The sequence below is a fragment of the Curtobacterium sp. KBS0715 genome (assembly GCF_005938005.2).
GTDB classification, from domain to species: Bacteria; Actinomycetota; Actinomycetes; order Actinomycetales; family Microbacteriaceae; genus Curtobacterium; species Curtobacterium flaccumfaciens.
The window spans coordinates 2,874,043-2,887,752 of the sequence record NZ_VCCA02000001.1; the positions used below are offsets into that span (position 1 = coordinate 2,874,043).

At 70.4% G+C, this 13,710-nt stretch carries 15 protein-coding genes; 1 reads left to right on the forward strand and 14 read right to left on the reverse strand.

Annotated features, from left to right (window positions below; translation table 11 throughout):
• Nucleotides 1-12 precede the first annotated feature (12 nt).
• The 8 genes from FFG40_RS17325 to FFG40_RS13670 form a co-directional block, all read right to left on the reverse strand.
• A complete protein-coding gene (locus tag FFG40_RS17325; RefSeq protein WP_260678880.1) occupies nt 13-912 on the reverse strand; it encodes a lytic transglycosylase domain-containing protein in 900 nt (299 codons plus the stop codon).
• Nucleotides 913-1,059: 147 nt separating this feature from the next.
• Complete coding sequence (locus FFG40_RS13640) at nt 1,060-1,608, reverse strand: DivIVA domain-containing protein (RefSeq protein ID WP_138803664.1); 549 nt, start codon at nt 1,606-1,608, stop codon at nt 1,060-1,062.
• A gap of 76 nt (nt 1,609-1,684) precedes the next feature.
• Nucleotides 1,685-2,644, reverse strand: a complete 960-nt coding sequence (locus FFG40_RS13645) for a phosphatidate cytidylyltransferase (RefSeq protein WP_260678881.1) — start codon at nt 2,642-2,644, stop codon at nt 1,685-1,687.
• Between the two features lie 50 nt (nt 2,645-2,694).
• Complete coding sequence (gene frr, locus FFG40_RS13650; RefSeq protein ID WP_027465871.1) at nt 2,695-3,249, reverse strand: ribosome recycling factor; 555 nt, start codon at nt 3,247-3,249, stop codon at nt 2,695-2,697.
• Nucleotides 3,250-3,295: 46 nt separating this feature from the next.
• The gene (gene pyrH / locus FFG40_RS13655) at nt 3,296-4,015 is read right to left on the reverse strand and encodes a UMP kinase (protein WP_027465872.1); all 720 of its coding nucleotides are present in this window, start codon (nt 4,013-4,015) and stop codon (nt 3,296-3,298) included.
• A gap of 127 nt (nt 4,016-4,142) precedes the next feature.
• Complete coding sequence (tsf, locus tag FFG40_RS13660) at nt 4,143-4,970, reverse strand: translation elongation factor Ts (RefSeq protein ID WP_027465873.1); 828 nt, start codon at nt 4,968-4,970, stop codon at nt 4,143-4,145.
• A gap of 88 nt (nt 4,971-5,058) precedes the next feature.
• On the reverse strand, nt 5,059-5,976 hold the full coding sequence (gene rpsB, locus FFG40_RS13665) for a 30S ribosomal protein S2 (RefSeq protein WP_027465874.1): 918 nt from the start codon (nt 5,974-5,976) through the stop codon (nt 5,059-5,061).
• 322 nt (nt 5,977-6,298) lie between these two features.
• Nucleotides 6,299-7,741: a sugar porter family MFS transporter gene (locus FFG40_RS13670; RefSeq protein ID WP_260678882.1), complete on the reverse strand. Its 1,443-nt coding sequence runs from the start codon at nt 7,739-7,741 to the stop codon at nt 6,299-6,301.
• Nucleotides 7,742-8,001: 260 nt separating this feature from the next.
• Between FFG40_RS13670 and FFG40_RS13675 the strand changes: the two genes are divergently transcribed.
• A complete protein-coding gene (locus FFG40_RS13675) occupies nt 8,002-8,559 on the forward strand; it encodes a murein hydrolase activator EnvC (protein WP_138803666.1) in 558 nt (185 codons plus the stop codon).
• 74 nt (nt 8,560-8,633) lie between these two features.
• On the opposite strand, the gene FFG40_RS13680 is transcribed toward FFG40_RS13675, so the two are convergent.
• The 6 genes from FFG40_RS13680 to FFG40_RS13705 form a co-directional block, all read right to left on the reverse strand.
• Entirely contained in the window at nt 8,634-9,566 is a 933-nt protein-coding gene (locus FFG40_RS13680; protein WP_083404146.1) for a tyrosine recombinase XerC, read from the reverse strand.
• Nucleotides 9,567-9,591: 25 nt separating this feature from the next.
• Nucleotides 9,592-10,827 (reverse strand): DNA-processing protein DprA, encoded by a 1,236-nt coding sequence (gene dprA, locus FFG40_RS13685; protein WP_138803667.1) that lies wholly within the window; start codon nt 10,825-10,827, stop codon nt 9,592-9,594.
• Nucleotides 10,827-12,350 (reverse strand): YifB family Mg chelatase-like AAA ATPase, encoded by a 1,524-nt coding sequence (locus tag FFG40_RS13690; RefSeq protein ID WP_138803668.1) that lies wholly within the window; start codon nt 12,348-12,350, stop codon nt 10,827-10,829. The genes dprA and FFG40_RS13690 overlap by 1 nt, the downstream gene beginning before the upstream one ends.
• Entirely contained in the window at nt 12,347-12,724 is a 378-nt protein-coding gene (locus FFG40_RS13695) for a YraN family protein (protein WP_035808666.1), read from the reverse strand. Before FFG40_RS13695 ends, FFG40_RS13690 begins: the two co-directional genes overlap by 4 nt.
• Before the next feature lie 164 nt (nt 12,725-12,888).
• A complete protein-coding gene (locus FFG40_RS13700) occupies nt 12,889-13,239 on the reverse strand; it encodes an Lsr2 family protein (protein WP_017888250.1) in 351 nt (116 codons plus the stop codon).
• A gap of 117 nt (nt 13,240-13,356) precedes the next feature.
• Nucleotides 13,357-13,680 carry a DUF2469 family protein gene (locus FFG40_RS13705; protein WP_017888251.1) on the reverse strand — a complete coding sequence of 108 codons (324 nt, stop codon included), beginning with the start codon at nt 13,678-13,680 and terminating at the stop codon, nt 13,357-13,359.
• Nucleotides 13,681-13,710: the final 30 nt, after the last annotated feature.

Genomic DNA, 13,710 nt, shown 5'->3' on the forward strand with positions numbered 1-13,710 from the left:
CCGAGCAGCCGATCAGTACCAGTTGTTGGCCTGGCTGTGCCCCCAGGCACCGCAGGGGGTGCCGTAGACGCCGGCGATGTAGTTGAGACCCCAGGTGATCTGCGTCGCCGGGTTGGTCTGCCAGTCGGCGCCGGCCGTGGCCATCTTGCTGCCGGGGAGGGCCTGCGGGATGCCGTACGCACCGCTGGGGTTGTAGGCGTTCACCCGCCAGCCGGATTCCTTGTTCCACAGCGAGACCAGGCAGTTGTACTGGTCGGTCCCCCAGCCACGCGCCGTGACCTGCTGCAGGGCGATCGCCTGCGCGCTGCCCGGGTCGGGCGTCGCGGCGGTGGCGGCGAGCGTGTTGGCGGCCGAGACCGGCTGGGTCTCGGTCGCCGCGGTGTCGTCGGTGGTCTCGGCGTCAGCCTCGTCTTCTTCGACGACGGGCTTGACGACCTTCGGCGCCGGGACGGTGACGTCGTAGCCGTCACGGTCGGCGGCGGCCACGGCGTAGGTGCCGTGCGCGGTGTACTGCTGCGGCGCCGGCGGCGTCTTCACGAGCACCGGGGTGTCGACCGCGGCCTGTGCCACGTCGGCCTGCAGCGGGTTGAACAGCGAGCCGCCGACGAACAGGAACACACCGACGAAGGACATCATCGGGGCGGTCGCGCGCTTGCGGGCCACGGCGTTCACCGACGAAGCGGCGGGCTTGCCGAGCTTCGGCGTCGTGCGGCGCTGCACCGTCGCGGTGCGCTGCTTCGCGGGACGCTGGTCGGCGTCGACGAGGGCGTCATGGGCGAAGGACGCCACGCGCTCGTCGGAGACGCGGTTCGCCGCCACCGACTTCGGCGTGGCGACCGGACCCGTCGTCGCGGGCGCTGCCTGCGGGGTCACCCCGAACGCCGACGTCTCCGTCGTGCGGGTTCGCTGCATTGCCGCGCGGCGCTCACCGGAAGCCTGGAGGCTGAGGTGCTCGCGGGTATCGCGGTCGGAGCTTGAGTCTGCCGTGTGCCTGCCCATGAGTAGGACCAGGGTAACGGAACGATCACGGAAAGCGAAGCACCTGTGGACAGCGCGTCGTCATCGGACAGCGAGCATCACTTCGACGACGGCGTCGAGCAGCGCGTCGACCTGCGCCTCGCGGTACCCACCGTGCTTCGGGCGGAAGACGATCGAGCGGACCTCGGTGAGGCTGAGCGGCTTGCCCTCGCGGAAGTACCCGGCCAGCCGGGCGGCGAACGCGTCGACGTCCTTCGGGTGGTAGCCGGCACCGAGCACGCTGACCCGGCTGAACCGCTGCCCGTCGGGCCGCTCGAGCCGCGCCACGACGTCGGAGGCCTTCGTCCGTGCCTCGGCGTACCAGGCCTTCTTGCCGACCTCGCTCATCTCCCGCTCCCGCTCACGGGCCGCGAAGGCGTCCTCGAGTCGCTCGAGCGCAGCGTCGACGTGCGACGTGGAGTACCCACCCTTGCGCATCGAGAAGGCCGTGGCGCGGATCTTCGCGGCCTCGATGCCGGGGGCGCTGTCGTCGGCGGAGTACGCGCGCCGGGCGTCCTCGAGGAAACGCTCGACCTCGTCGACGTCGTAACCGAGGGCGGAACGGGCTGCGGTCGGGAAGGTGGTGGCCACGGCGTCATTCTGCCAGTCCGGACCCGTGGCACAACCTGGACGCGCTGAGTGCGGCGTTCAGCCGACCCGAGCGCGGTCAGTGGTTGACGATCAGGTACAGCACGTAGGCGACCGCGGCAGACGGCAGGATGCTGTCGATGCGGTCGAGCAGGCCGCCGTGTCCGGGCAGGAACGACGAGATGTCCTTGATGCCGAGGTCGCGCTTGATCATCGACTCGGTCAGGTCGCCGAGCGTGGCCGAGCCGGAGATGAGCACACCGAGCAGGACACCCGTCCACCAGGGCAGCCCGAGCATGAACAGGGCCACCAGGACGCCGACGACGATGCTCGCCGCCACGGACCCGGCGAAGCCCTCCCACGTCTTCTTGGGGCTGATGCGGGGTGCCATCGGGTGCTTGCCGAGGTTCAGCCCGGTGGCGTACGCGCCGGTGTCGACCGCGACGACGACGAGGATGAACCCGATCACCCAGAGGTTGCCGTCCGGCTGGGCGGAGAGCAGCACGACGCAGGCGCCGAGCAGGGAGATGTAGGCCTGGACGAACAACCCGTTGGTGAGGTCACGGGCGACGCTGCCGGCCGGGGGCTTCTGCCGCGCGACGGCGACCTCGACCAGGCGCCAGACGCTGATCAGGACGATGCCGCCGAGCAGGGTGAACAGCGCCGCCACCTGCCCGACCAGGAACGCCGCCGGCACGATCGCGATCGCGACGGCGACGCTCGGGATCCGCGGGACGTCGCGCCCGGCGAACCGCATCGCGCTCGTCAGTTCGTAGACGCCGACGCCGAGCAGGAACGCCGCGACCACCATGAAGGACGGCGGCCAGAGGAGCAGCGTGCCGAGCATCACGACGGCGAACGCGAGCGCGATGCCGATCGCGGCCGGCAGGTTGCGCCCGGTCCGCGCGGTCAGCGCCTCGTTGCGCGCGCCGAAGTCGGCCTTGCGCTGGCGGAGCTGCGCCTCGAAGTCCGTGCGCGCCGCTCGTGCACGCGCATCGAAGTCCTGACGGAGCCCCTTCTTCACGGGCCCGCTCGACACGGGCCCGTGCTCTGCTGTGGGGCGGTCATCGCCCTGGTCGGAGCGACGCATCAGACCTCGAGGAGTTCGGCTTCCTTCTTCTTCAGCGACTCGTCGATCTGGTCGACGTGCTTCTTCGTCAGGGCCTCGAGGTCCTTGTCGCCGCGCGAGATCTCGTCGTCGGAGATCTCACCCTTGAGTGCGTCGAGGTCGTCCTTGGCCTTGCGGCGGATGTTCCGGACGACGACCTTGTGGTCTTCGCCCTTCGTCCGCACGAGCTTGACGAACTCCTTGCGTCGGTCCTTGGTGAGCTCCGGGATCGTCACGCGGACGATGTCGCCGTCGTTCGTCGGGCTGGCGCCGAGGTTCGGGAAGGTCGCGATCGCGCGCTCGATCTCCTTGAGCGCCGTCTTGTCGTACGGCGTCACGATGAGCGTGCGGGCCTCGGGCGTCTGCAGCGACGCGAGCTGCGCGAGCGGCGTCGGCGTGCCGTAGTACTCGACCGGGATCTTCTGGAAGAGCGCCGCGTTGATGCGGCCGGTGCGGACGGTCGAGAAGTCGTCCTTGGCGACCTCGACAGCCTTCGCCATCTTCTCGGTGGCTTCGGTCAGGACATCACTGATCACGGTGTTACTCCTTCGGTACTGGCGTCGAGTCTAGTCAGCGCGGGGGTCAGTTGCTGACGACGGTGCCGATGCGCTCGCCACGGATCGCGGCCTGGACGTTGCCCTCGCCCTCCATGCCGAAGACGTGCATCGGCATGCCGTTGTCCATGCAGAGCGAGAACGCGGTGGCGTCGACGACCTTCAGGCCCTTCAGCAGCGCGTCCTGGTAGGTCACGTGGTGCAGCTTCTCGGCCGAGGCGTCCTTCTTCGGGTCGGCGGTGTACACGCCGTCGACGCCGTTCTTGGCGACGAGGACCTCGTCCGCCTTGATCTCGAGCGCACGCTGCGCCGCGACCGTGTCGGTCGAGAAGTACGGCAGTCCGGCACCGGCGCCGAAGATGACGACCCGGCCCTTCTCGAGGTGCCGCTCGGCGCGCCGCGGGATGTACGGCTCGGCGACCTGGGTCATCGCGATGGCGGACTGCACGCGGGTCGCAGCTCCCGCCTGCTCGAGGAAGTCCTGCAGCGCGAGAGCGTTCATCACCGTGCCGAGCATGCCCATGTAGTCGGCGCGGCCGCGGTCCATGCCGCGCTGCGAGAGCTCGGCACCGCGGAAGAAGTTGCCCCCACCGACGACGATCGCGATCTCGACCTCGCGCGCGGCGACGGCGATCTCCTTGGCGATGGTGCCGATCACGTCGGGGTTCACCCCGAGGGAGCCGGCGCCGAACGCCTCTCCCGACAGCTTCAGCAGAACGCGGCGTCGTCCGGTCTTCTCGTCGGTCATCTGGTCCGCACCCTTCGTCGTGGTCTCGTGGAAATGTACTCGCGGCTGTGTCGCGCGCGTGCCGTGCCGGTGCGCGCGAAAAACGGGGCCAGGAACCTGGTTGGTTCCTGACCCCGTCACGGGTTCGTTACGCGCCGACCTTGACGCGGGCGAAGCCCTGGATCGTGATGCCGGCGTTCTCGGCGGCCTTCGCGACGGAGATCTTGTTGTCCTTCGCGTAGTCCTGGTCGAGGAGCGACACCTGCTTGATGTAGGCGTTCACCCGGCCCTCGACGATCTTCGGGAGCGCAGCCTCGGGCTTGCCCTCTTCACGCGTGATCGCCTCGACGGTCGCACGCTCCTTCTCGATGGCCTCGGCCGGGACCTCGTCGCGGGTCAGGTACGTCGGGTTCGCGAACGCGACGTGCTGCGCGATCGAACGTGCCTCGGCGGCGTTGTCACCCTCGTACGCGATGACGACGGCGATCTGCGGCGGCAGGTCCTGGCTGGTCTTGTGCAGGTAGATCTCGAAGGCCGAGCCCTCGACACGGCGGACCGTGCGGACCTCGAGCTTCTCGCCCAGCGCGGCGGCCGACTCGTTGACGACCTCGAGGACGGTCTTGCCGTCCAGCGGTGCGGCGTTGGCGGCAGCGACGTCGGCGGCACCGGCAGCGGCGACCGCGCCCAGCACCTTGTCGGCGAGGGTCGTGAACTTCTCGTTCTTCGCGACGAAGTCGGTCTCGCTCGCGAGCTCGACGACCGTGGCGGCGCCGTTCTCGGAGGTCGCGACGACGACACCCTCGGAGGTGGCACGGTCGTCGCGCTTGGCGACGGCCTTGGCACCCTTGATGCGGAGCAGCTCGACGGCCTTGTCGTAGTCGCCGTCGGCCTCGACGAGCGCGTTCTTCGCGTCCATCATGCCGGCGCCGAGGTCCTCGCGGAGCTTCTTCACGTCAGCAGCGGTGAAGTTTGCCATTGACTGGAGTCCTTTCTGGACTGTACGTGTGTGGAGAGTGGAGTGCAGTCGGGGCGCCGGACCCGGTGGGGTCCGGCGCCCCGGCGACTCACTCGGCGGGGGTGGTCTCCGCGGCTGCCTCGGCCTCGGCCGTCGGCTCCGCGTTCTTCGCCTCGTCGGCGATCGGCTCGCCGATCTCCTTCGCGGCGACCTGCGCGTCAGCGTCGTTCTCCTCGACGGGGGCGGCGGGCGCCTCGGTCGTGGCGGCGGTCTCGCCACCGAGGAGCTCCTGCTCCCACTCGGCGAGGGGCTCGCTGGCCTCGTCCTCGTCGCCACCGTTGTGGCGCGTCTTCAGGCCCTCGGCCGCGGCGTCGGCGACGATGCGGGTCAGGAGGCCGACGGAGCGGATCGCGTCGTCGTTGCCCGGGATCGGGTACGTGATCTCGTCGGGGTCGCAGTTGGTGTCGAGGATGCCGATGATCGGGATACCGAGCTTCTGCGCCTCGTCGACGGCGAGGTGCTCCTTCTTGGTGTCGACGATCCAGAGCGCGCTCGGGGTCCGCGTGAGGTTGCGGATACCACCGAGGGTCTTGTGGAGCTTGTCCAGCTCGCGCTTCTTGATGAGGAGCTCCTTCTTGGTGAAGCCCTTCGTCGTGTCGTCGAAGTCGATCTCCTCGAGCTCCTTCATGCGCGCGAGGCGCTTGGAGACCGTCTGGAAGTTCGTGAGCAGACCGCCGAGCCAACGCTGGTTGACGTACGGCTGGCCGACGCGGGTCGCCTGCTCGGCGATGGAGCCCTGGGCCTGCTTCTTGGTGCCCACGAAGAGGATCGTGCCACCGTGCGCGACCGTCTCCTTGACGAAGTCGTACGCGCGGTCGATGAAGGCCAGCGACTGCTGCAGGTCGATGATGTGGATGCCCGAGCGCTCGGCGAGGATGAAGCGCTTCACCTTCGGGTTCCACCGACGGGTCTGGTGTCCGAAGTGGACGCCGCTGTCGAGCAGCTGGCGGATGGTGACGACGGCCATGTGCCGTCCTCCTTCTGTGTTCTCGGCGCACAGCCGTGCTCTCGCACATCGCTGCGGACCTGTTGCGGTTGTGTCGATCACGACCGTCGGTCGTGGTCCCTGGTGTCCTGGCACGCGACCGCCCGCTCATGAGAGCGGGACCGGTGGTCGGGTACCGAGCCCGTGAGGGCCTGGTGGACACGCGAAGTCAGCGCGCATCAGCACGCTGCTGGATAGATGCTAACAGAAGGGAGGCCCGGATCACGCGCGCCTCGCGGCTGACGTGATCCGGGCCTCCTGTCCGGCGATCCGTGCGGAACGGACGCGGTGCGCGACCGGCCGATCAGGCCTTGGCGTCCACCGTGTCGCCGTCGGCGGAGATGCCCATCTCCTCGAGCGAGCGGCCCTTGGTCTCCGGGATCTTGGCGATGACGAAGAACAGCGACAGCAACGCGAACAGCGCGTAGATGCCGTAGGTGACCGTCAGGTTGAAGCCGGACAGCACCGGGAACGAGATCGTGACGATGAAGTTCGCGATCCAGTTGGCGGCCGAGCCGATGCCCAGCGCCGTGGCGCGGATGCGGTTCGGGAACATCTCGCCGAGCAGCACCCACATGAGCGGACCCCACGTGGCGCCGAAGGACACCACGAAGAGGTTCGCGAAGATCAGCGCGATGACGCCCCACGAGCCGGGGAGGCTCGGGCTGCCGTCGACGATCGTCGCCTGCGAGAACGCGATGGCGACCATGGTGAGCGAGACGAACATGCCCGCCGAACCGGCGACGAGCAGCGGCTTGCGGCCGACCTTGTCGACCAGGAAGATCGCGATGAAGGTCACGGCGACGTTGACCACCGAGGTGATCGTGGAGATGAGGAACGAGTCCTCCTCCTTGAACCCGACGGCCTGCCAGAGCGTCGTCGAGTAGTAGAAGATCACGTTGATGCCGACGAACTGCTGCAGCACGGCCAGGATGATGCCCACCCAGACGATCGGCTGGAGCCCGAAGCGGTTGCCCCGGATGGAGCCCTTCTTCTCGTTGGCTTCCTTCTCGATGCCGTCCTGGATCTCCTCCAGACTCGTGTTCACGGTGTCGCGCGGGACGATCTTGCCCATCACCTCGCGGGCGTCGTCGCTCCGGCCCTTGGTGAGCAGGTAGCGCGGGGACTCCGGCAGCGTGATCGCCAGGACGCCGTAGACGACCGAGGGGATCACCCCGACCAGGAACATCCAGCGCCAGGCCGCCAGGCCCCAGACCTCGGCCGAGGCGCTGCCCGCGGTGACGGCGAAGAGCTGGTCGGACAGGAGCGCGGCGAAGATACCGAGCGTGATCGCCAGCTGCTGGAACGAGGCCAGCCGCCCGCGGATCGCCTTCGGGGAGACCTCGGAGATGTACGCCGGTGCGATGACCGAGGCGGTACCGATGCCGAGACCGCCGACGAGACGCCAGATCACGAGGTCCCACGTCGCGAACGCGAACGCCGAACCGATCGACGAGACGAAGAACAGCACGGCGGCCCAGAACATGATCCGGGTGCGGCCGTAGCGGTCGGCGAGGCGGCCGGCGAAGTAGGCGCCGAACGCACAGCCGATCAGGGCCGAGGCGACGGCGAAGCCGCTGGCCGCGTCGGAGAGGTTGAACTCGCCCTTGATCGCGTCGACGGCGCCGTTGATGACGGACGAGTCGAAGCCGAACAGGAAGCCACCGACCGCCGCCGCGATGGCGAACAGGGTGACCTTCCCCTTGAACGCACGGTCTTCGCCGTGCCCGGTGGTCGTGGTGGACACGATGCTCCTGGGTTCTGCCGCCGTGCCGGTGTGCAGCACGGTGCCCCGGCGGTCGGCTGGTTCGCCGTCCGAGCGGCGTTGCGTGTTCCGGAGCGGCCCCGACTGTACTCCTCGCTCAGGATCTGGTCATAACCGGGGCGTGATCGGGACGGCGCGAGGTCGGGCGGGCCCGTTCCTCCCGAGGCCTGGAGGCGCGACTCCCCCTCCACAGATCGCCCCGGTCCGCCCCGGGGCCGGGTTCCACTGCCCAGGCTGGGGACATGCGATCGAACCCGCGTCCCGTCCTGCTGTCCGTGGTGTGCGCGGCGGTGCTGAGCGGGACGATGGTGTTCGGTGCCGCGCCGTCGACGGAAGCCGGGGCGTCGGTGGGCAGTGCGACCGAGCCGGGCCGGGTCGAGGCTCGCTGGGTCTGGCCCACCGGATCGCGGGTGGTCGAGCGCGCGTGGGAAGCACCGTCCTCGGACTACGCCGCCGGACACCGGGGCATCGACGTCCCGGCCGCCCTCGGCACCACTGCCTCGGCGGTGGACGACGGTACCGTGGCGTTCGCCGGCGCGGTCGGCGGCCGCACCGTCGTGACGATCGACCACGGCGACGGGCTGGTCAGCACGCTCGACTCGGTGACGCCCCTGGTCGCCGCCGGGGACGAGGTCCTGCAGGGCGCGCCGGTCGGGCGTGTCTCGGTCGGGCACTGTCCGGCGTCGGCGCCGTGCCTGCACCTCGGTGCTCGGGTCGACGGTCGCTACGTCGATCCGATGGCGTACCTGCCACCGGCCGAGTGGCCGGTGCTGCTGCCCGAGTCGGCCTGGCCCGGGTGAGCCGAACGACCTGGACCGACCGGGAACCGACCGGGAACCGACCGGAACCGGACGGGACGCACGTCGGCGCAGGGTCAGGCGCGCGGGTGTGCCGTCCGGTACACCTCACGCAGCCGAGCCGACGACACGTGCGTGTAGATCTGCGTCGTCCCGAGGCTGGCGTGACCGAGGAGTTCCTGCACCGCGCGCAGGTCCGCTCCGCCGTCGAGCAGGTGCGTCGCCGCGGTGTGCCGGAAGGTGTGCGGACCGCTCGGGCCCTCGCCCGGCAGGTCACCGAGCAACCGGGCCACCACGCGGTAGGCACTGCGGACGCCGAGTCGGGCACCACGGTCGCCGAGGAACAGCGCCGTGCCTGCAGGCCCCTCCGCCCGTGCGGCGAGGGTGGGCCGTCCGCGCTCGAGCCACGCCTCGAGTGCGTCCCGTGCCGGAACCCCGAACGGCACCACGCGTTCCTTGCCGCCCTTGCCGAGCACCCGCACGGTCAAGCGTCCGCGATCGACGTCGGTCACATCGATCCCGACGAGTTCGCTGACCCGGATGGCCGCCGCGTACAGGAGCTCGACGAGGGCCAGGTCCCGCAGCGCCGTCGGGTCGTCCGTCGCCGCCCGGGAACCGAGTCCGTCGAGCAGGGCGCGCACCTGGTCGGCCGACACCACGCGAGGCAGGTGTGCCCCACCCTTCGGGGCGCGGAGCCGGACCCCGGCGTCGGTCGTCGTCACCCCGGTCTCGCTCGCCCAACGCGTGAACGCCCGCACGGACGAAGACCGCCTGGCGATGGTCGACCGGGCGAGCCCCCGGTGGTCGGCGTCCCACAGCCAGTCGCGCAGGAGCTCGAGCTCGACGTCGGCGACGCGGTCGATGCCGCGACCGTCCGCGAACGCCACGAGCTGTTCGAGGTCGTTGGCGTACGCGCGGAGGGTCTGCTCGCTGAGGCCACGCGCGTGCCGGGCGTGGCCGAGGAAGGCGTCCACCGCCACCACGAGTCGACCGTCCGTCCGCGCAACCACGACGCCAGCGTACGGCGACCGGACGTCATGCCCGACCCCACCCGCCGCCGGTGGCGACGACGAGTCCCTGCAGCTGTGCGAGCGCGAGCGCGTCGGCGACGTCGGCCGTCGACATGCCGGCCCGGCGGGCGATCTCGGCCTCGGGCAGGGCGCGACGGCCGAGCGCGTCGAGCACCCGGAGCACCTCTGGGTCCTGCCGGCCGGACAGGAGCGGTTCGTCCGGCACCGCTCCCCCGCTGGTCCCGGTCGCGGGCCTCGCCGCCGCTGCCGGATCCCCGGGGTGGACGACGATCTGCGCCCGCCCCTGTGCGATGAGCCGATGGCACCCGACCGAGGCCGAGGACGCGAACGCTCCCGGCACCGCGAACACGGGCCGGCCGAGCTGCGCGGCGTGGTGGGCGGTGTTGAGCGCCCCGGACCGGGCGCCCGCTTCGACCACGACCGTGACGTCGGCCAGCGCGGCGATCAGCCGGTTCCGGGCGAGGAAACGCCACCGCGTCGGTCGTGTCCCCGGTGCCGACTCGGCGAGCAACGCCCCCTGCCGGGCCACGTTGTGGAGCAGTTGCGCGTTCCCCACGGGGTAGAGCTGGTCGATGCCGCCGGCCAGGACTGCGACGGTGGGCGTTCCGGCGGCGATGGCGACACGATGCGCCACCGCGTCGATGCCGTAGGCACCCCCGCTCACGATGCGGCACCCGGCGTCCGCCGCCGTCGAGGTGATCTCCGCCGCGGCCTCGGCACCGGCCACCGTGTTCGCCCGGGACCCCACGACCCCGAGCGCCGGCATCCCGTCGCCGAGGTGCGCCCCTGAGCTGCGCGTCCAGAGGACCACCGGGGCGTGCGGCCCGAGGTCGTCCATCGCCGACGGCCACCCGTCGCTCCCGGGGACCAGCAGACCGGCTCCGACCGCACCGGCCGCCGCGAGCACGTCGCCCACCTCGACAGTGGCCAATCGGGGCCGCCACCGTTCCACCGCGGTCTGCAGCACCCCGAGCAGCACCGCGGGGTCCTCGGCGCCCGGCACCTCGGCATCGACGCAGCATCCCAGCAGCGAATCGAAGTCCTTCTCAGCGGCGAGCAGCACCGCACCGAGCGCGCGCTCCGGTCCGAGTCCGGTGAGGAGCTCGCCGGCCACGGAGTCGCCCGGTTCGACGATGGCCGACCAGGCGACGCGGGCCGCGGCCTGCACCGGGTCGACCGCCGCACCGCTCGGCCCGAGCAGGCGCGCCACCGTGTCGAGGAGTTCCGTGCCTGCCGGCATCACAGCGCGCTCCGCAGGGCCAAGGCGCCGCGGACGTGCGCACCCGTGGGCCGCTCGGCCGCGTCGAGGTCGGCCAGCGTCCACGCCAGTCGCATCACGCGGTCCCAGCCGCGCATCGTCAGGGTGCCGAGGTCGAGTGCGCGGTCGAGGTCTGCCGTCGAACCCGGTTCGATGCGCCCCTCGGCCCGGAGCCACGCCCCGGTGACCTCGGCGTTGCGCGACCATCCCGTCCCGTGCAGGCGCTCCGCCATCCGGGCGCGGGCTGCCGCGACCGCCGCACGCGCGACCGCCGTCGTCGGGGTGCTGCCGTCCGCGTCCCGCATCCGACCCGTCGTCACCCGGGGCACCAGGACCCGGATGTCCATCCGGTCGAGCAGTGGCCCCGACATCCGGCCGAGGTACCGGCGGACGGTGCTCGGCGAGCACTCGCACGGCTGCCCGTGCGCACCACCGGCGTTGCCGCACGGGCAGGGGTTCGCCGCCAGGACGACCTGGCAGCGTGCGGGGAACTCGGCTGCGCCCGCCGCACGGTGGATCGTGATCCGACCGGACTCGAGCGGCTGCCGGAGCGCGTCGAGCACGGCCCGCGGGAACTCCGGCGCCTCGTCGAGGAACAGGATGCCCCCGGTGGCGCGCGACACGGCCCCGGGGCGCAGGACCCCCGACCCGCCGCCGATGAGCGAGACCGCCGAGGCGGAGTGGTGCGGGGCTTCCCACGGTGGCTTCGTGCTCCACGAGGCGGGACCCAGCCCGGCGACGGACCGGACCGCGGCGACCTCGAGCGCGGTCTCGTCGTCGAGGTCGGGCAGCAACCCGGGCAGCCGCTCGGCGAGCATGGTCTTGCCCGCGCCCGGTGGCCCGAGCAGCAGTGCGTGGTGTCCCCCGGCCGCCGCGGCGATGAGGGCTCGGACGCCGACCGGGTTCCCCACGACGTCCGACAGCTCGGCCACGGGACGCGGCACCGACGTGACCGGGACCGGCAGCACCGGATCGACCTCGACCGCCGGCAGGAGTGCCCCGGCGTCGATCGCCGCCGCCCGCAACGAGTCCACGCCGCTGATCCGCACCCCGCCGACCACGCGGGCCTCGGTCAGGTTGCCGACGGGCAGCACCACGCGGTCCGCACCGGCGTCGCGCGCGGCGACCAGCATCGGGATCACCCCGGGGACCGGACGCACCCGCCCGTCGAGCCCGAGCTCGCCGATGTAGACGATGCGCTCCGAGACGTCCGGCGCGAGACCGGCTCCGGCGAGCACGGCCATCGCGATGGCGAGGTCGAACCCCGATCCGCGCTTCGGGATCGCCGCCGGGGTCAGGTTCACGGTGATCCGACGTGCGGGCAGCGGGCACCCCGCGTTCGCCGCCGCGGATCGCACGCGTTCCCGTGCCTCTCCGAGTGAGGTGTCCGGCAGACCGATGATGCTGAACGCCGGGAGCTGACTGGTCAGGTGCGCTTCGACCTCGATACGGCGACCGGTGACCCCGAGCAGCGCGACCGCGGCAGCGCGACCGATGCCCGTCACAGCACACCCGCCAGGTGCTCGACGACGGTGCGGGGACCGTCGACGTGGACCGCGACGACGTCCACCCGGACCGCGCGCGCCGAGACCTCGGGATGCGCGTCGAACCACTCGGGCACGAGTCGTCGCATCCGGGTGAGCTTCGCGGCGGTGATCGCCTCGAACGGGTGACCGGTCGCGGCCCCGGAACGGGTCTTCACCTCGATGAACGCGAGTGTGCAGGAATCCCACGCGACGATGTCGATCTCGCCGCGGGCACACCGCCAGTTCCGCTCGAGCACGCGGAATCCCCGCGCCTCGAGCCAGACCACCGCTCGTTCTTCACCGAATCGTCCGAGTCGACCGTTCCGGAGCGACCGCCCCGGTGGACGTTGCACGTCTTGTTCCATGTCGTTGCCTCCACGACAACGATCTCCAGAACGAACGCCACGATCGGCGGAGTCAGAGAGTCTGTGGAATCAGCACGGGCGAATTGCCCTCTGTGGAGGAAAGAAGAAGGACCCGGGCGATCGAGATCACCCGGGTCCTGCTGCGACGAGCGTCAGTGCGCTGCTGCGTAGGCTTCCTGCACCTGCGTCGAGATGCGGCCGCGGGACGAGACCTCGTACCCGTTCTCCTTGGCCCACTCGCGGATCTTGCCGAGCTCTTCCGAGTTGCCACGCTTCGGCGCGGACTTCGGGGCGGAACCGCCGCCGGTGCGACGACCGGAGACCTTGCGCGCTGCGGCGATGTAATCAGAGATCGCCTCGCGGAACTTGTCGACGTTGTCGTTCGACAGGTCGATCTCGTACGACGAGCCGTCGAACGCGAATTCGACCGTCCGGCCTTCACCGGTGGTGATGGGGGAATCGTCGAGGTCGTCGACGAGCTGGACGGTGACCTTCTGTGCCATGGGGTGCTCCTGTTCGTGGGGCGGTTAAATCCCCATCAGAATAGCGCGAACAATTCACCGCCGGTCCGGATCAGCGGCGATTCACCCAGAAAGAAGCAGAAGAAAGTAAATTGACGATCACTCGTCGAGTGCGAGTTCCTTCGGCAGTTCGAGTTCCCGCGTCGTGAGTTCCTCGACATTCACGTCCTTGAACGTGAGTACCCGGACACCCTTGACGAACCGGTCGGAACGGTAGACGTCCCAGACCCAGACGTCGTTCATCGTCAGTTCGAAGTAGAAGTCGTGCTCCGTGTCACGGCGCACGAGTTCGACCTCGTTCGCCAGGTAGAAACGGCGCTCCGTCTCGACCACGTAACGGAACTGCGACACCACGTCTCGGTACTCGCGGTACAGGGCCAGCTCGACCTCGCGGTCGTAGTCGTCGAATTCGTCCTCATCCATTGCGCCCACAGTCTACGGCGACCCAGGGCC